Annotated in this window: 13 protein-coding genes; 6 read left to right on the top strand and 7 right to left on the bottom strand. The window is 41.7% G+C overall.

Features of this window, described 5'->3' with window-relative positions; genetic code table 11:
* Window positions 1-141: 141 nt before the first annotated feature.
* A complete protein-coding gene (locus ACRC53_RS03310) occupies window positions 142-1143 on the bottom strand; it encodes a hypothetical protein (RefSeq protein WP_438642143.1) in 1002 nt (333 codons plus the stop codon).
* Window positions 1144-1330: 187 nt separating this feature from the next.
* Window positions 1331-2578 carry an Nramp family divalent metal transporter gene (locus ACRC53_RS03305; protein WP_438642142.1) on the bottom strand — a complete coding sequence of 416 codons (1248 nt, stop codon included), beginning with the start codon at window positions 2576-2578 and terminating at the stop codon, window positions 1331-1333.
* Between the two features lie 680 nt (window positions 2579-3258).
* Between ACRC53_RS03305 and cadB the strand changes: the two genes are divergently transcribed.
* The 3 genes from cadB (at window position 3259) to ACRC53_RS03290 (ending at window position 7442) form a co-directional block, all read left to right on the top strand.
* A complete protein-coding gene (gene cadB / locus ACRC53_RS03300) occupies window positions 3259-4581 on the top strand; it encodes a cadaverine/lysine antiporter (protein WP_438642141.1) in 1323 nt (440 codons plus the stop codon).
* 56 nt (window positions 4582-4637) lie between these two features.
* The gene (gene cadA, locus ACRC53_RS03295; RefSeq protein ID WP_438642140.1) at window positions 4638-6773 is read left to right on the top strand and encodes a lysine decarboxylase; all 2136 of its coding nucleotides are present in this window, start codon (window positions 4638-4640) and stop codon (window positions 6771-6773) included.
* 174 nt (window positions 6774-6947) lie between these two features.
* Window positions 6948-7442: a metal-dependent hydrolase gene (locus ACRC53_RS03290; protein ID WP_438642139.1), complete on the top strand. Its 495-nt coding sequence runs from the start codon at window positions 6948-6950 to the stop codon at window positions 7440-7442.
* A gap of 257 nt (window positions 7443-7699) precedes the next feature.
* Here ACRC53_RS03290 and metE read toward each other — a convergent pair whose 3' ends face one another.
* Entirely contained in the window at window positions 7700-10009 is a 2310-nt protein-coding gene (gene metE, locus ACRC53_RS03285; RefSeq protein ID WP_438642138.1) for a 5-methyltetrahydropteroyltriglutamate--homocysteine S-methyltransferase, read from the bottom strand.
* Between the two features lie 102 nt (window positions 10010-10111).
* Here metE and metR point away from each other — a divergent pair, with 102 nt between their 5' ends.
* Window positions 10112-11026, top strand: a complete 915-nt coding sequence (metR, locus tag ACRC53_RS03280; protein WP_438642137.1) for an HTH-type transcriptional regulator MetR — start codon at window positions 10112-10114, stop codon at window positions 11024-11026.
* A 123-nt stretch (window positions 11027-11149) separates the two neighbouring features.
* On the opposite strand, the gene ACRC53_RS03275 is transcribed toward metR, so the two are convergent.
* The 3 genes from ACRC53_RS03275 to ACRC53_RS03265 all read right to left on the bottom strand — a co-directional run bounded on the left by ACRC53_RS03275 (window position 11150) and on the right by ACRC53_RS03265 (window position 16490).
* The gene (locus ACRC53_RS03275; protein WP_438642136.1) at window positions 11150-12733 is read right to left on the bottom strand and encodes a lytic polysaccharide monooxygenase; all 1584 of its coding nucleotides are present in this window, start codon (window positions 12731-12733) and stop codon (window positions 11150-11152) included.
* A 268-nt stretch (window positions 12734-13001) separates the two neighbouring features.
* A complete protein-coding gene (gene ylqF / locus ACRC53_RS03270; protein WP_438642135.1) occupies window positions 13002-13919 on the bottom strand; it encodes a ribosome biogenesis GTPase YlqF in 918 nt (305 codons plus the stop codon).
* Window positions 13920-14579: 660 nt separating this feature from the next.
* Window positions 14580-16490, bottom strand: coding sequence for a methyl-accepting chemotaxis protein (locus ACRC53_RS03265; protein WP_438642134.1), 1911 nt, complete (start codon window positions 16488-16490; stop codon window positions 14580-14582).
* 371 nt (window positions 16491-16861) lie between these two features.
* On the opposite strand from ACRC53_RS03265, the gene ACRC53_RS03260 reads away from it, so the two are divergent.
* Entirely contained in the window at window positions 16862-17065 is a 204-nt protein-coding gene (locus tag ACRC53_RS03260; protein WP_438642133.1) for a hypothetical protein, read from the top strand.
* Window positions 17066-17829: 764 nt separating this feature from the next.
* Window positions 17830-19242 carry a pyruvate kinase PykF gene (gene pykF / locus ACRC53_RS03255; RefSeq protein WP_438642132.1) on the top strand — a complete coding sequence of 471 codons (1413 nt, stop codon included), beginning with the start codon at window positions 17830-17832 and terminating at the stop codon, window positions 19240-19242.
* 224 nt (window positions 19243-19466) lie between these two features.
* Here pykF and ACRC53_RS03250 read toward each other — a convergent pair whose 3' ends face one another.
* Window positions 19467-19856: a hypothetical protein gene (locus ACRC53_RS03250; protein WP_438642131.1), complete on the bottom strand. Its 390-nt coding sequence runs from the start codon at window positions 19854-19856 to the stop codon at window positions 19467-19469.
* Window positions 19857-20203 lie beyond the last annotated feature (347 nt).

The following is a 20203-nucleotide window of genomic DNA, read 5'->3' as shown; positions in this document are numbered from 1 at the left end:
TTATACGCGTATCACAACGTAAAGTCCGTTGAATAAACGCACTCAACCGGAATTGTCTGTTATTCTATATAGACAGTTTTGTTATTAGAGACTAAAAAGCGCCCGTAGGCGCTTTTATCAAAAACAGTCATCACGAAAGGCTTATACCGTATCACACAAATGATAATGGCGATTTGGCCGCTGGCGTAACACGCCTTCTGAAACCAGTTGTTGAAAAATATGGTCAACTTGTTCAACAGGCAGTTGCAAATGTTGAGCAACATATTTTTTACTGCATTTCACATGTCCAGCAAGTAACCCTTCACGTACACGCTCAAATGGGCTAAGAACAATTTCTTCAATTTCAGGGGTAATCTCTGCATCTCTGTGTTGTTCTTCACATTCAACAACCACGGTGGTTGATAATACAGTCTGTGAAGCAACCCATTTACGGCGAAACCGATTCTCTTCACCAATTAAACCCACAAAAAAAGCGGAAAATACATCCAATAACAGTGAAAGAAAACAGACTAAAACAAACTGTACTTGAGATGTAGAGAGGTGCATACCTTCAGCTAAACTGCTCATCAGCCCTAGCATGGACGATTGCTCACTTACCGGCTGGGCATCACGCTCACGGCGCAATGCATCTTGCTGTAAACGCAAAGCTGAGTTAGCATCTTGCATGCTTTTTACACCGCTAGAGATACGATCTAGCTGAATGTATTTCATGGCGGCTGTTTCATTAAGCTGAATTTGCCGATCAATAGCAGCAATTTGCTCATCATAACGAGAAACTTCACGCTGGTGCTGCGCTTCAACATTTAAAGCTGTATTAGTTGCACTGTTAATGCCACCGATACTGCCACCAATCGAAATCATTGCCAAAATGGTATAAAAAAGCAGTGCAGAGAGCGACCCACTCAGATCCCGACGTGAACGCCGTTCACCAAACTCATACCAGACATAAAATTTCCCCAATTCAAAAATAACCGCCAATGCACCGAACAACCATTTCATCATTGGGTTGTCATCTATTGACAAAAACAGTAAAAGAGAAAAGATAATCGACGCTAAAATTGCAGCACCGGTAAAGCTATATACAATGGTTAAAGCAAACCATTCTTTCGGATACCTTACGGGTACTTGAGTCTGTGTTGTCATGAGTGGTTACAGCATAAAATCAAAAAAAAGAAAACAATAGCCTTATATTATAAACTTACTGAGTTATGTTTGCAGTTTTATACTGCGGATTTATCCATATATCTGCTTTTTTGTATAAAGTTACAGCACTTTATTTCTCTTTGTATCAAGCCCCTACCTCAATGCGGCAGGGGCTTACTAAAAAAAATTATGCGGTTGTCAATAGAAAAATATTCAACGAAACCACCAGCACAACAATCACTGCACCTATCCCTTGAATGATCTTGCTATTAGTTAGGCCTCCCATTAACGCACGTTGGCTTGTAAAAATAAGCAGTGGAATGAGTGCAAAGGCAATACCAAAACTCAATACCACTTGGCTTAACACCAAAATAGAGCTTGGATTTAAGCCAACAATGATGACGATAAATGCAGGCAGCATGGTAATGGATCTTCGCACCCATAATGGAATTTTCAGGTGTGTAAAGCCTTTCATAACCACCTGCCCTGCCAATGTTCCTACCACCGTTGACGATAAACCAGAGGCAATCAGGCTAAGTGCAAAGATAGTCGCCGCTGCTTTACCCAGTAACGGTGTTAGCGTGCTATAGGCTGTTGTTAAATCAGCTATTTCAGGATGCCCATTTAGATGAAATGTTGCCGCAGCCATAATCACCATGGCCATATTGACAAACCCAGCAATGGTCATCGCAACGGCTACATCAAGCCGTGTAGAGCGGTAATACAGGCGTTGCTGATGAGCGCAATCTGTTGTCATACAGTCTGCACCTTGCCGCTGTGTCAGCGCAGAGTGTAGGTAAATAACGTGTGGCATAATTGTTGCGCCAAGAATACCGGCTGAAAGATAAATGGCATTATTGTTCGGTTCATTAGGCCAGAATGAATCTTTGGCCACTAATACCCAGTTAGGGTGAGCAAATTTCAGTTCAATGAGATAGGCAACAGCAACAAACAGTAAAAATGCCCCGATCACAATCTCTAAATATTTAGGGTTACGGCTTTGTACTAGCAAAATTGCACTGCTAATAACCGCGGTCAACAGCGCACCTTCAAGCAAACTGATACCCAGCAGTAATTTAAACCCAATAGAAGCACCAATAAATTCAGCCAAATCGGTGGCCATTGCCATGATCTCAGCTTGTATCCAATATCCCCATACACAGACTTTGGGCAATTTATCACGCAAGTGCTCGGCCAAATTTTTGTGTGTTGCTATACCCAGTTTTGCTGATAAAAGCTGAATCAACATTGCCATTAAACTTGATGCCACAACCACCCAAAGCAGCGTATAACCATATGCAGAACCGGCTTGAATGTTCGTCGCAAAGTTACCCGGATCAATATAACCAATAGCGGTGATAAAGGCAGGCCCCATCAGCGTTAAAGCAAACCGTGGATGTCTGTTTTTTGTTACTGTAATTCGACCATTTTCCATTTAGCCCCACAAAACTCTGCTATGATATAAGATTCAATCTCTACTTTATTCTTGTTGTATCACGGTGATACTGCGTTGTATGACAAGCATATGTCTCTTTTAATTAAACACGAATGCAACTTTTTTCATGCCTATTTTCATTGTTGTATCAGGCAGTTAATAGCCTTATTACGTATTAATTTTTCTATAACTCTAAATAGAGCATAAACGTGAGAAATAATAATAGGTTCTGTTTTTTTGTTTAATTTAACAACCAAGTGTAACCAGACACGTATCTCGTACAATAAATAAGCCTGTGAAATAAAAACCACAAACAAGACAATGAGCCATAAAATAATTTGGCAATTTTTATTATTTATTTTAATTACACTTTGCAAAAAAACGATTATTGGTACACGCTTTTTAGAGCCAGAAAATTCATGTCTAACAATATTTATCCACACTCAATAATCTTTTTAGATAACTCAATATTGTGAAATAGAATGAATCAGGGAATTATCGTCATAACATTAAAATGGGAAAATACCGTATGCGATAAAAATAAACAGCAATAAACACATCGAGTTAGCAAAATAAGCGCATCAATAACGCATAAACATCTCAAGAAATGGCCTGAGGTTACCTGCATTTGTCCTCAGAAGCATTGTTGTATCTGTAAGATATGAAATCGGAGCTTATGTATGTCATCTGCAAATACAAAAAAGATAGGCTTAATTGCCTGTACCGGCCTTGTCGCAGGTAACATGATGGGAAGCGGTATTGCGCTTTTACCGTCAAGTCTTGCTTCTTACGGCTCAATTACTATTTATAGCTGGGCTATTTCACTGGTAGGCGCACTGGCGCTGGCTTACGTTTATGCACGAATGGCAACTGTTAACCCCCAATCTGGCGGGCCAGTGGCTTATGCGGGTGAAGTTTCACCTATTTTTGGTTTCCAAACTGGTGTGTTGTACTACCATGCCAACTGGATCGGTAATCTTGCTATTGCGATTACTGCCGTATCCTACCTCTCCACTTTCTTCCCGATTCTCAATGAACATATTCCTGCGGCTATCGCCTCGATTGCTATTGTGTGGTTTTTCACCTTTGTTAATCTGCTCGGCGGTGGGTTTGTCAGCCGCTTAACCACTATTGGGGTTGTATTGGTACTGATCCCCGTTGTGGGTACTGCGCTGTTTGGCTGGTTCTGGTTTGACTCAGCTACATACGCCACAAGTTGGAACGTATCTGCAAAATCAGACTCAACCGCCATTACTCAAGCCGTCATCCTCTGCTTATGGTCATTTATCGGCGTGGAGTCTGCTTCTGTCAGTACCGGTTTGGTGGATAACCCAAAACGTACCGTCCCAATGGCAACAATGCTGGGTACAGCCCTTGCCGGTATTATCTACATTGCCGCCACACAAGCTATCAGCGGTATGTTTCCAGCCAGTGAACTGGCAAAATCGGGTGCCCCTTTTGGTATGGCTGCATCATTAATGGTCGGCGGTTGGGCAAATTCAGTCGTCTCTTTATTTACCGCACTGGCCTGCTTAACCTCACTAGGTTCTTGGATGATGCTGGTCGGTCAGGCTGGTGCACGTGCAGCGAGTGATGGCAACTTTCCTGCAGTATATGGCGAAATGTCAGCCTCTGGCATTCCACGTAAAGGGCTGATTCTTGCTTCAATTAAAATGACCGTACTGATGATTATGGTAGCGTTCTTAGGCTCTCAAGGGGGCAGTGCCGCCAGCTTATTTACCCAAATTACCAGTATTGCCGTGCTGTTAACCATGCTGCCTTACTTCTATTCCTGCATTAACTTAATTCGTATGGAAGGTGCTAACGCTAAAAATATGCTCAGTATGCTGGCAGGAATATTAGGCAGTGCCTTCTGCTTTGTTGCTCTAGCAGGCGCAGAACAAGCCCCATTAGCCGGTACATTTATTGTTTCCCTGATTATCTTAATATTTTATACCCGAAAAATCGCAAAACGCGATGCGGCAGGGCAAGCATCGTCTTAATTACCGCCTATCTGATGATATTACGCTAATTAAATAATGAACACCAAGGAGCTGCAATGAACATCGTTGCCATTTTAAGTAATGTAGATGCTTATTTTAAAGAAGCCCCGCTGCAAGAGCTCGATATTGCGCTACAAAAACGTGGGTTTCATGTTATTTACCCGTCCGACGCAGCAGATTTATTAAAAGTTATTGAAAATAACCCCCGTATTTGCGCGGTGGTATTTGACTGGGATAAATACGGGCTTGATCTATGCAAAGATGTTAGCGAACTTAATGAAAACTTACCACTGCATGCGTTCGCTAATAATAACTCTGTGTTAGATATTAAATTAGGGCATTTACGCTTAAATCTAAACTTCTTTGAATATCATCTTGATATTGCAGATGATATTGCATTAAAAATAGAGCAAAAGCGTGATGAATATGTTGACCGTATATTGCCACCACTGACTAAGGCTCTGTTTAAATATGTTGAAGATGGCAAATATACGTTTTGTACCCCTGGTCACATGGGCGGAACAGCGTATCTAAAAAGCCCTGTCGGCAGCATTTTTTACGACTTTTACGGTGCAAACACACTGAAATCTGATATTTCGATTTCAGTATCAGAGCTCGGATCACTGCTCGATCACTCCGGCCCACACAAAGAGGCAGAAGAGTATATTGCCCGCGTATTTAACGCTGATGCCAGTTATATCGTCACCAATGGTACATCAACAGCCAACAAAATTGTGGGTATGTTCTCAGCCCCTTCTGGTAGCACCGTGTTGATTGACCGTAACTGCCATAAATCATTAACCCACTTGATGATGATGAGCAATGTCACCCCACTCTATTTTCGTCCGACACGTAATGCCTACGGTATTTTAGGCGGCATTCCACAGAGTGAATTCAGACGTGATGTGATTGAAGCTAAAGTCAAAGCAACGCCAAATGCCGCTTGGCCTATCTACGCGGTAGTCACCAACAGTACCTATGATGGTTTGCTGTACAACACCGGTTTTATCAAAGATACCCTTGATACCAAATTCATTCACTTTGACAGTGCATGGGTGCCCTACACTAACTTCCACCCTATTTACAAAGGTAAATACGGTATGAGTGGTGGAGGTGTCACCGGTAAAGTGATTTATGAAACACAATCAACCCACAAACTGCTGGCTGCATTCTCACAAGCCTCAATGATTCATGTGAAAGGTGAAATTGATAAAGAGATTTTCAGTGAAGCCTACATGATGCATACATCAACATCACCACTGTATGCCATTGTTGCATCAACCGAAACGGCAGCGGCAATGATGAAAGGCAACACCGGCCGCTTGCTGATTGACTCTTCCGTTCAGCGCGCCGTACGTTTTCGTAAAGAGATCAAAAAATTGCGGGCAGAGTCAGACAGCTGGTTCTTTGATGTCTGGCAACCCGATGATATTCAAGATGCAGAGTGTTGGAATCTCAGCCCGAATGAGAAATGGCACGGGTTTAAAGATATCGATGCCGATCATATGTATCTCGACCCGATTAAAGTCACTATTTTGACCCCAGGTCTGGATAAAGATGGCAATTTGGAAGAGAGCGGGATACCGGCAGCGCTTGTCTCTAAATTCCTCGATGAGCAAGGTATTATTGTCGAGAAAACTGGCCCGTATAATATGCTGTTCCTGTTCAGTATCGGCATCGATAAACCCAAAGCGATGCAACTGCTGCGCGGGCTGACTGACTTCAAGCGTGGTTATGATCTGAACTTAAAGGTGAAAAACCTGTTACCTTCGCTGTATGCTGCTGACCCGCAATTTTACAACGATATGCGGATTCAAGAGCTGGCTCAAGGCATTCATAAACTGACCATTAAGCATGATTTACCGAAAATCATGTTCCACGCTTTTGAAGTCTTACCACAAATGATTGTGCCGCCTTATCAGGCATTCCAAGAAGTATTACAAGGCAATACCGAAGAAGTTGCTCTAGAAGATATGGTTGGCAAAATCAACGCCAACATGATCCTGCCGTACCCTCCGGGTGTTCCTTTGATTATGCCGGGGGAAATGGTGACAGAAGAGAGTAAACCGGTACTGGAGTTTTTGAAAATGCTGGTTGAAATCGGGCGCCACTATCCAGGCTTTGAAACCGATATTCACGGCTGTCACCCCCATGCCGATGGGCGTTACATGGTCAGCGTACTCAAACGTTAATCTTTTAATATTAACTAAAAGTGGCTTAATTACTGCGTGACCACACTCAATAAACCCGCATAATCTGCGGGTTTATTTTTTATTTTGCCTCACCGCACTCTCACCTCTATACATCTGCTGCGCCACTGATAATATATACAGTAATATTATGACTAATAATGCTATGACATAACCATGACCGCTCAAGGGCACTTACTATTTTCTGTAGCTTGCATTGTACTGGCTAAAAAAGCGGGGCTTACCCCAGAACTGGTCCAACTCGATTGGTGGCATGCTGTACCTGCTGCGCTGGCAACTGCGCTACTGCCTGATATTGATCACCCACGTTCGGTGTTGGGGCAAAAACTACGGTGGCTCTCTATCCCAATATCAAAAATTTTTGGTCATCGTGGTTTCACCCACAGTCTACTCGCTGTTGCCATTGGCTTATGGTGTTTACTGCACAAATGGCCAACCTCTATTCCTATCCCTTCAGGCATGATTGATGCTCTAGTGGTAGGCTATATGAGCCATCTTCTGGGTGATGCTCTAACACCTGCGGGTATTCCTCTATTTTGGCCTGTAAAACAGCGTTTTCGACTGCCATTGCTCCGTTTTCGTACAGGCAGTAATATGGAAACTCTTGTTTGTGTGATCCTTTTAGCCGGTTCTCTGTGGTGGAGACCCTGAGTGATCACACCATTTATATTGCTAGATTAGCCATATAACTGTGTTATCACCCAACATTCCCTGCTTATTGATACTATAAAAACCATCAGGATAATATCCTGATGGTTTTTCTGTTTTTTTAAACTTAATAGCTTAAGTTAATCTATAGCTATCAATATCTTAGCGTTTTTAATCTTGAGCATCTCAATGCTAAAATATTTAATCCTACGTATTTTAACCCTAATGCTTTTCTTTGAAAGATCTGCACTCAACACACCTTACCCAGAAATATCTGCATTCACCTTATACTCTGCCCGTAATTTTTTTGCCGCATCAACCATGTTAACCAGTGCCAGACGCGTCTCTTCCCAACCACGCGTTTTCAAACCGCAATCTGGATTGACCCACAAGCGCTCTGCCGGAATTTTTTCTGCTGCTTTACGCAGTAAAGCCTCCATCCACTCAACGCTTGGAATATTCGGTGAATGGATATCATACACTCCTGGCCCTATCTCATTCGGGTAATCAAAATGCTCAAATGCATCAAGCAAATCCATATCTGAACGTGAGGTTTCAATAGTGATAACGTCAGCATCAAGCGCGGCGATGGAGTCAATCACATCATTAAATTCGCAATAGCACATGTGAGTGTGAATTTGGGTATCATTTGCCGAACCTGCTGCTGAAATTTTAAAGGCTTGCACCGCCCACGCGAGGTACTCAGCATGTTCAGCTTCACGCAGTGGTAAACCTTCACGCAGTGCCGGTTCATCAATTTGGATAATCCCAATGCCGGCAGTTTCCAAATCAGTGACCTCATCACGCAGTGCCAAAGCAAGCTGCAGAGCTATCTGCTTACGGCTAATATCTTCACGCGGGAATGACCAGCAAAGCAGTGTTATTGGGCCTGTCAACATGCCTTTTACTGGCTTATTGGTGAGTGACTGAGCAAATACTGACCATTCGACCGTCATCGCATTCGGCCGTGAAATATCACCCACCACAATCGGCGGCTTAACACAGCGTGAGCCGTAGCTTTGTACCCAACCATTTTGTGTAAAGGCAAACCCTTCAAGCAATTCACCAAAGTACTCCACCATATCATTACGCTCGGCTTCGCCGTGTACCAACACATCAAGGCCGATAAGCTCCTGCTCTGACACTGCCAGTGCAATTTCAGTTTCTAACCCAGCCTGATACTGCGCAGCACTGATCTGCCCTTTTTTTGCATCGCGCCGCAATGTACGAATAGCCGAGGTTTGTGGGAAAGAGCCGATAGTTGTTGTCGGCCATGCTGGTAAAGGAAAACGCCTTTTTTGCTCTTGCGCACGTACTGCATAAGGCGCAGCACGCTCTGCATCCTCAGTACGTAACGCAGCAACTCGCTGCTGAACGGCCAGATTATTGACCCGTGTTGATGTTGCCCGTGCGCGCACCGGTGCGCTGTACTCCACCAGCAATGACTGCAACTGAATATCTGTTGGTTGATTGAGTGCTTGTGTCAGCAGCGTCAGCTCCTGACATTTTTGCTGTGCGAATGCCAGCCAGCTTTTTATTTCAGGATCAAGCTTAGTTTCAGCTTCAACATCAACCGGTGAGTGCAATAAAGAGCACGACGTGCCGAGCCATAAACGACCCTCTAACGAGGCCAATAATGGCTGTAATTGCTGCCATTTAGCTGCCAAATCAGCCCGCCAAATATTACGGCCATTGATAACACCGAGCGAAATCACAGTGTCTTTTGGCAACTGTGCTATCAGTGTGGCAAGATCATCACTTCCCTGCACTGTATCAAGATGCCAGCCCGCCACCGGCAGTGTGGCGACAGCCGCAAGGTTGTGGTTTATCCCACCAAAATAAGTACTTAACAGCAGTTTAATCGGCGTTTTACTCAAGGTTGTATAAGCACAGTGATAAGCCGTTAACCATTCAGCAGGCAGATCAAGCACCAACGCAGGCTCATCAATCTGTACCCACTCAACCCCTTTTTGCGCCAGCAAATTCAACACTTGCTGGTATACCGTAAGCAGTGCGGGCAACAGGCTAAGTTTATCAAACGCATTACCTTTGACTTTACCTAGCCATAGGTAGGTTAACGGCCCAAGCAGAACCGGTTTGATTTTGTGGCCAAGCGCCAACGCTTCATCAACTTCATCGAGTAACTGTGTCCATGTCAGGCAAAAACGCTGATTCTGATAAAACTCAGGTACGATATAGTGGTAGTTAGTGTTGAACCATTTGGTCATTTCACCCGCAGCAGCCTGATGACCACTCGGAGCACGGCCACGGGCCACGCGGAATAAGGTATCAAGATCAACACGGCCATCGGCACGTAAGTGGCGTTGCGGTACATTACCCACCAACAAGCTGGTGGTCAGCACATGGTCATACCATGCAAAATCACCAACAGGAAGCAGATCAATTCCGGCGTTTTTCTGCGCAGCCCAGTGTCTGGCACGTAAGGTTTTACCAGTATCGAGCAGAGCTTGCTGACTGATATCTCCAGCCCAATACTGTTCTTGTGCTTTTTTCAGTTCACGGTGCAAACCAACTCGCGGGAATCCGAGGGTATGACTGATAATGCTCATAATCTTCTCCATTTGGCCATCCAGATGTTTACACATCTATAATTGACCGTTAGAGTGATCTCAACAACCGGAAGTTGTTCATCTGCATTATGAAGGGAATTCATGATCGAATTACGCCACTTAACCACCCTGAGTGTTTTACATGAACAGGGAAGCCTGACCCGTGCGGCGATAGTCTTGCACCAAACACAATCGGCGCTCTCACACCAGATTGCCGACCTTGAGCAGCGATTAGGGCACCTGTTGTTTATCCGTAAAAGTCAGCCAATCAAGTTCACGCCGCAGGGCACTTTGCTGCTGGATCTGGCTAAAGAGATCTTGCCAAAGATTCAGCATGTCGAAAATCAGATTACCGCCAATGACACCCAAATTCGGGCAAGCTTGAAGTTAGCAATTGAATGCCATAGCTGCATACAGTGGCTGACACCTGCCTTGACACAGTTTAAAGAGTCATGGCCACATACCGATCTGAACTTTACCGCCGCAACAACTTTTGATCCGCAACCTTTATTGGCACAGGGAGAGTTGGATCTGGTGATTACCAGTGATATTCAGCCCAGAGCCGACCTCTTTTTTGCCCCCTTATTTGACTTTGAAATGCGCTGGATTATCTCACCACAACATCGGCTGGCCGGAAAATCCTCACTTGCCGCTACCGATTTTGAAACCGAGACATTGCTGGTTTATCCGGTACAAAAACAGCGTTTAGATGCATGGCGACGCTTCTTACAACCGGCAAATATTCAGCCGAAACTAAAAACTGTAGATAGCACATTATTGCAAATTCAGATGGTTGCCGCTGGAATGGGGGTTGCTGCACTGCCGCACTGGGCTGTATTTGATGTAGAACAACAAGGCTTGTTGTGCACCAAATCAATTGGTGAAAAAGGGTTATGGCGAAGACTGTATGCCGGAGTACGCTGTAACGAACAACACGACCAAGCTATTCAGCACTTCTTACGTTGTACACGCGCTCAAATGGGGCACTTACCTGGCATCAAACGCATTAATACGTAAGACATTGAATTAAAATAAAAAAACCATAACACGGAATGCCCTACTACCTTACCGTGTTATGGCTTGCTTTCATTTATTTGATCTAATGCGTACTTGAATTAGCACACTTGTATAGCTCAGTATTTACAGCTTCTGCCATGCTGCTGATGTGGTCGGGATTTCACCTTTCGTCCACCACTTTGCTTTATAACTGCTATTTTGATAAGTCACTGTCTGGCCAGTGGTATAGGCAATATCGGCTGACCATGCTGCAGGCCCCGTTGTCGAGCCACTGTCAGTTGTCACTTTCAGCCATACAGAACTGCTTCCCGGCGTTTCCCCTTTTGTCCACCATTGAGCTTTGTACTGCGCCCCGTTATACGAGACCAGATCATTGGCTTGATAAATACTGCTGACATCCCACGCTTTTGGTGTGGTTGGAAGCGGTGTTCCTGTCCCTTTAATATTAACGATTACCGGCTGTACCACTTTATTCACGCCATCACTGACAGTCACATTAATTGTCACACTTTGATCTTGTGCTGAAACAGGCGCTTGATAGGTAATAGTTGCTTTATTAGTCGTGCTGACCACTGTGCCTGCTGATGCACTGAAAGTTAATTTATCACCGTTTGCATCAGTCACCGACACATCAAAGCTGACCGATTGGCCGCTGGCCACGCTAACACTGGCAGGTGCAGTGACAACCGGAGCCGTATTTGCGGCACGAATATCTAACTGATACGTATAATCTTTATTCTTCACAAAAATTTGATTGGTGTATAAATCACCTGAGGAATAGATCACTTTATCGGTGTTATCCAATACCCCAACCTGCACAATACTGGCGTAAGTGCTGTTCACTTTGGTGGCTAGCTGCTGCCCCCATACGGATTCAGTTTCATTGCTACTGGTCAGGGTCAGTGTTTCAGTCACCACTTCTTTACCTGATGCATCAAAAATTCTAAACCACACTGTTTCACCGCTTTTTGCATCTTGGCCCGCTTTAATAAAGCTGCCTTTATTCAGCCAAGGTGCAACAACAGCGCTGCCACCTCCAAAGCTCAGATCGCTACAGTTATAAAAACCCTCTCCGGCCGGATCAACACGCTGCCAGCGGGTATATAACACCGCATCTCCGGTGCGACCTGTCGGCAACTGCACATCCATTTGGTAATATTTTTTACCGTCAATTACCGTTACCGGAAGATCATTAAAACTCGCAATCAGTTCTAAGTCAGCCCAGTTCAGTTTTTGTGTTGCAGAATCAAAACCTTGTTTCGTCAGGAATATTTGCCAAAAGCTGGGGTTATGTGGGGTTGCAGCCATAAAACGTAGAGTGGTTTTCCCACCTTTTGAGAGATCTATCGCCGTTTTTTTCCAATCAGGCGAAGGCTGATCAATACCGGCTTTTTTATCATCACCGGCAGAACATAAACGCCCATCAGGAATGGCTGCTTTTACTGCATTGAGATCGTTATAATTAGAAACTAACTTGGAAAACTCAGGTTTTTGTACAAAAGGATACCAGCTTGACTGTAGGTAAGCCTGACGGCACGCAAGATTGGGAATGGTGGAACCATTTTGTGAATCCCAATAACCCCCGTCTTTATCACAAAACTCCTGTCTGGCCGCAGGGAACTCCATGTACCCGTGTGCAAAGGTTAAAGAGGGAGCGGCGAGTAACAACGCCAGTGATAACGTAGAAAAAGCAGTTCCTTTATGCATACACAATCCTGAGTTGAGTAAAAAGTGAGGGCTACATTGAAATCCGGCCAGAAAACCCGGAGGAAAATCAACGTATCAGCTTAACTGCAACACCATTATCATAGATTGTTTGCGCAATGTTAATTTAATGTAGCAATCACTAAAATATATGCGAAACCGACCGTGTGCTTGCTGAAAAAACAATCAACATTACATTCAACACCTCGTACTAAAGTGATAAAAAAAGAGCCTTTCGGCTCTTTTTTTGTGCATATACTTCCCGTAGACACTATTTGCGCTTTTTCTTCTTCTTTTTTCCCTCATCCTGCTGCGCTTTCAGCTCTGCTTTTATCAGCTCTTCTTCTGCTTCTCGGATCACCATGTCAGGTGTTTCAAGGCTAATACGACCAATAGTTGCAGTACGGAACTCATTCAATAACAAACTGGCCACTTTATTTAAGTCAGCAATACCACCACGACGTAAGCAACCGCGCTGACGACCAATCGCATCCATCAGCTCAATATCACTTTCTGGCAACTCACTTAACTGAAAACGTGCTTTCAATAGTTCAGGGTATGCTTCTAAAAAGTACTCAGCGGCAAACATTGCTACTTCTTCGTGGTCAATTACGGTATCTTTAATTGCACCGGTAATGGCTAAACGAAAACCACAGGCTTCGGGTGTCAATTTCGGCCATAAAAAACCGGGGGTATCATGCAAGATAATATTGTTATCGAGCTTAATACGCTGCTGCATTTTGGTCACACCCGCTTCATTACCGGTTTTCGCAATAATTCGGCCAGCCAGTGTATTGATTAAGGTTGATTTTCCGACGTTAGGAATGCCCAATATCAATGCACGCAACGGCTTATAATCACCACCACGGTTAGGGACTATTTTTACATACGTATCAAGCAGTGCACGAATTTGCTCTGGCTGCTGCTGTGTTAACGCAATTGCCTTAATGCCCTGCTCTTTTTCTAAATGTGCTAACCACTGTTGGGTGATTTCTGGATCTGCTAAGTCAGATTTATTAAGAATTTTCAGGCAAGGTGTATCACCACGCAACGCCGGCACCAGCGGGTTTTCACTACTAAAGGGAATACGAGAGTCGAGTACTTCAATAATAAGGTCAACATTAGGCATTACCTCTGCGATCTCTTTGCGGGCTTTATGCATGTGCCCAGGAAACCAGTTAATGGCCATTTTTAGACTCCTTAGTCAATCTACGTACTCACTTAGTACGGCTGAAATTCATTGTATCAAACCTGTTTATCACCATTATTATGCCTACTACGATGAAAAACGATAACTTTTATAATTAAAAACTGTAACGTATCGCCATATAGCAAACTGTTATCATAGCGTAAAACAGATGATTGTAATCACTTCATGCTGATTAGACTATGTTTTCTTCGCATGCAAAAAACATAACTAAATGTCATTTTTAACATTATTGACATTTATTTTAAAAGAGGAAACTCTATGAACATAGTAATGGAAGCAGTAAAAACAGTATAAAATCATCTATCTGGAACATGAGGCGTTTAGTGAATAAAACGATACTTATTTTAATAATGCACCGAAATAATTACTCATTCACTTTAATTGCTAATCCATAAGAGTTTTACAGGTAAATATAAAGCAACAAATGCATCTAGCCCATTAAATAATCAACGAAATAAACGTTATTTGATTATTTTAATAAAGTAGAATCATTAAAAACGTTGTGCAGTGCAACTTTTTTAATAATTAACCTCTGAAGCCACTTCTAGCAAGAAGCAGCTTCAGGATCATCATGAAATTAGTGCGTTATACAAATATTGACTATTTTATACACCACACTAATATAACTACACATTCAAATTAAATCTTAAATTGCCCAGTTAGCTGTTGTAAATTATTGGCTAACAAACTTAATTCTGAACACGCTTTTGCTGTTTGATTAGAACCTTCTGAAACTTCTAGTGTTACATCATTTATATTGTTTATATTCACATTTAAACTTTCAGATACTGCATTTTGTTCTTCACTTGCGCTTGCTATTTGGGTGTTCATGTCATTAATTAACATAATATTATCATTCATACTTTTAATCACTTCACCCGACTTTTTAACTTGAGAAACGCCGCTCTCCATCATTTGCGAGCTTACCATCATGGCATTTTCTGCTTCATTAGCTTTTGACTGTAAATTTTTAATTATGCCATTGATTTCTGCTGTAGACTCTTGCGTTCTGTGTGCCAATGTTCTGACTTCATCAGCAACAACAGCAAACCCTCGGCCTTGTTCCCCTGCTCGTGCAGCTTCAATTGCAGCATTTAATGCTAATAAATTGGTTTGCTCTGCAATTCCACGAATAACATCAAGAACAATACCAATCTTCGAGCTCTCTTGTTCTAGCTCATGTACAACTTTACTGGCCTTTTGAATATCAAATGCAATTTGTTCAATTGTTGTTACTGTTGATAAAACAATATTCATACCATTATCGGCTTCATTTACTGCATTTTTTACAGAATTGGCCGCATCATCTGCATTTTTAGACATATCATTTGCAGTTGACTGCAGCTCATTCATTGCAGTAGCTAATAACGTAATTTGCTCTTTTTGAGACTCCATACCGACACTCGATTGCATTGCAACTGCGCTAACCTCTTCTGCTGCGCTACTCAATTGGGTTGATCCACAAGCAATGTTAGTAATCATCTCATGAAGATTTAAACGCATTAACTCTATTTCTCTTGCAAGCATTCCAATTTCATTTTTGCTTTTATCTATATAGCTAACAAATAAGTTTTTATTTGATATTTGTTTCGAAGCTGAAAGTAAGCCTGCAAGTTGGCCTGTCAACTGATTACTGATTACTAATGAAAATAATACGCCTAAAATCACAGCAACAATAGAGAACAACACACTCACCATTGAAGAGACTTCACTGTCTTTTATAATGTCATCAGCAACAGAATATCCACTTCGACCAGAGCGTTGTGCCATTGATTCAAGATGTTTTTCAACTGATGCACCAAGCTCATCTGTTTTCTTATCAGACAAGTTATAATTAGTGTACTCGGTTTTTATTAATGTGAGTGTGTTTTTATATTTCACAACCAAATTATAAATCTCAGAAACCGTGCTATCCATTTCCACATTAGTTTTTATTTTACTTTCAGCTAATGAAATTTCACTGATCGCTTTATCTAATTCAGAAACTCTAAGCCCACTAAGAAATGAGTGAAGATTAATTCTTGCACTAGAAATATGCATCATAATCTCAGCAACTCTTCTTTTATACTCAGCAGAGTAATTTGATTCATAAACTTGCTTATTAAAATTATCAAACTTTACTGCGCTTCCAGCTACACCCTGTTGGATACTTTCATCTACTATTTTAAAATAAGACAGCATTTGTAATGCACTACTTGCATAGTCAGCAACAATCGGTTTTAGTTGACGACCCGTATCACTTCTAGGTTGATATTGTTTAGCGGCTAAATCCATTTTTGAGATGGCTTTTTCTGCTTTGGCTATTGCATCCATATCTCTTGATTTTGCAATAGCAGAGACAAGTGATAACCTTGCATGCCAAATATTCATAGAAAAATCAATTACCTTCTGATTTTCCAGCTCACTACGTGTAGACTCAGCAGAGAAAAAGTCAGCTTGCCGTTCTTGGTAAACAAACAAGATTAATGAAACTAAAAAGCACACAACACCAACAAATATTGATGGTAATAAAACAGAGAACCTAAAGGGTAAATTCTTTAAACTATTCATAGAGCACCTTAAAAAGAGTGAAGCTGATCAATGCACTCATATGTGCATCTATTTTATGCGTATCTCTTCTTATCGACAGGTATCCAAAAATAGATAAGTAATAATATTTTGTAACACAAAACACCGTGACCAAAACAAATGCAACTATATGAATATGCAGCAATGATCTTATGACTAAAAGAAACAGCCCAATTTCATAAACCACTCACAAAAATCAAATATAATAAATTGTTTTATACGGCTTTTTATTTAACATTGCGTAGAATAACGGTATAACTCTCATAACTATGCAACAGCAAAGAGTAGCAAAATACCCTATCCTTAATAGAAGAGTACCCAGCCGGAATACCACACAAATCAGCTGAGTGAGTATGTCTATGCAACACACGCGCGCTAAACTGTTTATCAGAAAACTGCTCTATGTTGTGCTAGTTATCTGGTGCCTCTGTTACTTGCTCAACGCTGGTTACCAAATGGGCACTGAACAACCTAAATTGTGTGATCCACATGTATTGAACATCGAAAATATTGAACAGTACTTTGATGCGCTCTATCGCTGTCATATTTATGACTGAGCAGATGACCTCTATTTTGTGAAGGCAATCGAATACATTTGCATAATGATTTTTTTTGCGGTGTAAATAAAAGCAGTTGATTCAGTTACCTTACTGAATCGATTCAGATCGCTTGAAAATCACGTTTTCCTGCCTATAATAGTCACAATAAGATTGAATGTGACCTATATCTATATTTTCAACCGCACATTCATTACGTGATAAACAGCCTTTATTTTGGTTTTTCATGCATAAAAACAGAGCTAATTAATCACACATATGATGAATGACGTGGGTACTGAATACCCTATTTGCTGATAAACACGCTAATTGATGATCATGCTAAACAGAAAAATGTTGCGTATTTCGCGGTTCAATACCCCATAAAGACAACATATTCGCGCCATGTATCATGGTTACAAACCAGTAACAACAAAGAACCATTAGATTAGCGTGTGATAGACCGCCATTGGCATTATCTATTTAGGAATATGATTTATTTTATATGATTAATTTTTTCGGTAATTTACAACCAACGTTATACCGAGGTACACGTGCTTCCCACGTAACCCTCTTGCTGAAAAAAAATAAATATTCTCTGTTCATGCATGCTTTTTTTGCGTTAACACTCCAACTTTCACGCCTAAATAGAACAACCTCCACAATATTTTCATATTTTTACTGTGTTATTGCGTTATTACTACGCTCTGTATGCCAGCAGTACAGCTTTTATTTGCTGACTGGTCACCCAAATTTATTCATTACTCGTTGCAGATAATTTAATCATGAAAAAAACCAAAATCGTTTGTACTATCGGCCCAAAAACTGAATCTAAAGAGATGTTAGGCAAGTTGCTAGATAGCGGCATGAACGTAATGCGCCTAAACTTCTCGCACGGTGATTATGAAGAGCATGGTAATCGTATTCTGAATCTGCGTGCAGTGATGGCAGAAACCGGTAAACATGCGGCTATTTTACTCGACACTAAAGGCCCAGAAATTCGTACCATTAAACTTGAAGGTGGTAACGATGTTTCTCTGGTTGCAGGCCAAACATTTACCTTCACTACAGACAAAACTGTGATTGGTAATAACAGTTGTGTTGCAGTAACGTATGAAGGTTTTGCGCAAGATCTGAAAGCAGGTGATACCGTTCTGGTTGATGATGGCCTCATTGGTATGAAAGTTACCGCTGTTACTGAAAACAGCGTTATCTGTACTGTTCTGAATAGTGGCGATCTGGGTGAGAACAAAGGTGTTAATCTGCCTGGCGTTTCTATCCAACTGCCAGCATTGGCCGAAAAAGATAAGCACGACCTGATCTTTGGTTGTGAGCAAGGTGTTGATTTTGTTGCTGCATCATTTATCCGTAAGCGTGATGATGTGCTTGCTATCCGTGAACACCTAAAAGCCCATGGCGGAGAAAAAATTCAGATTATCTCTAAAATTGAAAACCAAGAAGGTTTAGATAATTTTGATGAAATTTTAGAAGCCTCTGACGGCATCATGGTTGCTCGTGGCGACTTGGGTGTTGAGATCCCAGTAGAAGAAGTTATCTTCGCACAGAAAATGATGATTCAAAAATGTAACCGTGCGCGTAAAGTGGTTATTACAGCAACGCAAATGCTTGATTCTATGATCAAGAATCCGCGCCCTACCCGCGCAGAAGCCGGTGACGTAGCGAATGCTATCCTTGATGGCACGGATGCTGTGATGCTATCAGGTGAAAGTGCCAAAGGTAAGTATCCACTGGAAGCTGTGTCTATCATGGCAACCATTTGTGAGCGTACTGATCGTGTAATGCCAAGTAATCTGTCTGCCGCAAATGACAGTGCTAAATTACGGATTACCGAAGCGGTATGTAAAGGTGCAGTTGAAACTGCTGAGAAACTGCAAGCCCCTCTGATTGTTGTAGCAACGGAAGGGGGTAAATCAGCAAAATCAGTCCGTAAATACTTCCCGCAAGCGAATATTCTGGCACTCACCACCAATGAGAAAACTGCACAGCAGCTTATTCTTAGCAAAGGTATTACACCACTGATTGTTCCTGTTATTGCCTCGACTGACGATTTCTATCGTTTAGGTAAGGAAGCCGCTCTTGCTTCTGGTTTAGGTGAGAAAGGTGAAATTGTTGTGATGGTATCAGGTGCATTAGTACCGAGCGGCACAACCAATACATCATCAGTTCACGTTCTGTAATAACTGTTTTGCCCTGTATGCAAAAAATATGTACAGGGCTCTTGAGATTTACTAACGCATTGAGCAACCGTAAAACTCATTTAAAACAGTAAAATACAGCCTGTACTACAAGATCAAAAAAGGCATGCCTCACCATGATATTGGAAGCACGCCTTTTTTATTATCTGTTTTTTATCGTTTACTCTGCATCTGTAAATAACCACACTTATAAATAGCTACGCTGATTATTTTGCTGTATCACGGTGCTTATATTTACTTGCCAGTGTTAACGGAATAATAAACAAACTCACCCCTGGGTAACGGCTACTACCATCTTCATGCTCAAATTTATGCACTACCTCTTGATAAAGTGCGTTATTTTCATCTACTGTCACATCAATGAATAATTCACCAAGATAGGGCACATCAGCATCATTATCTGGCCATAAATCAAAACATTCACGATATCCAATGCTATTTTTATCTAACCATGCCAATGTTTTAATGCGTAATTCATCATTTTTATAATCAAACGCATCCAGCTCTGAATCATCTGGGCTGAAAAAAGTGATCATAAGAACATCGGCTTTTTTTTGCCGTGCTATGCTATCAATCGTGACCCACTCTTCAGACATTATGCTTTCCTATGTTTTATGTGCACCTTTTCAGACGTATATTTTTATACGGCTAAAACCATTACTGAAATAACTGTATCGTTGATAATGATACTCTGCCAGCGTTCTTAGCTCTAGCAAGTAATAAAAAATCCCTTTAGCCTGTGTTGTTGTATTGTTTTTTGTTACGCAAGAGCAACCCAAATAGAGAATCTTAAATAGCACTGATTATTTTTTATCAGCTCACAAGGTATACACGCTCAGATTAAGGCTTAACTAACCACCGCAATCTGTATCATAATGCGTGATAGCACAAATAAACCGCTATGTAGTTGCACAAAATTAGCAAAATTATCTCTTTAAGCCCT

The sequence above is a fragment of the Plesiomonas sp. genome, from assembly GCF_051652165.1.
GTDB lineage: Bacteria > Pseudomonadota > Gammaproteobacteria > Enterobacterales > CAMTGL01 > Plesiomonas.
Note: the sequence above shows the minus strand (reverse complement) of the source record. Positions and strands in the feature narration are given on the sequence as shown.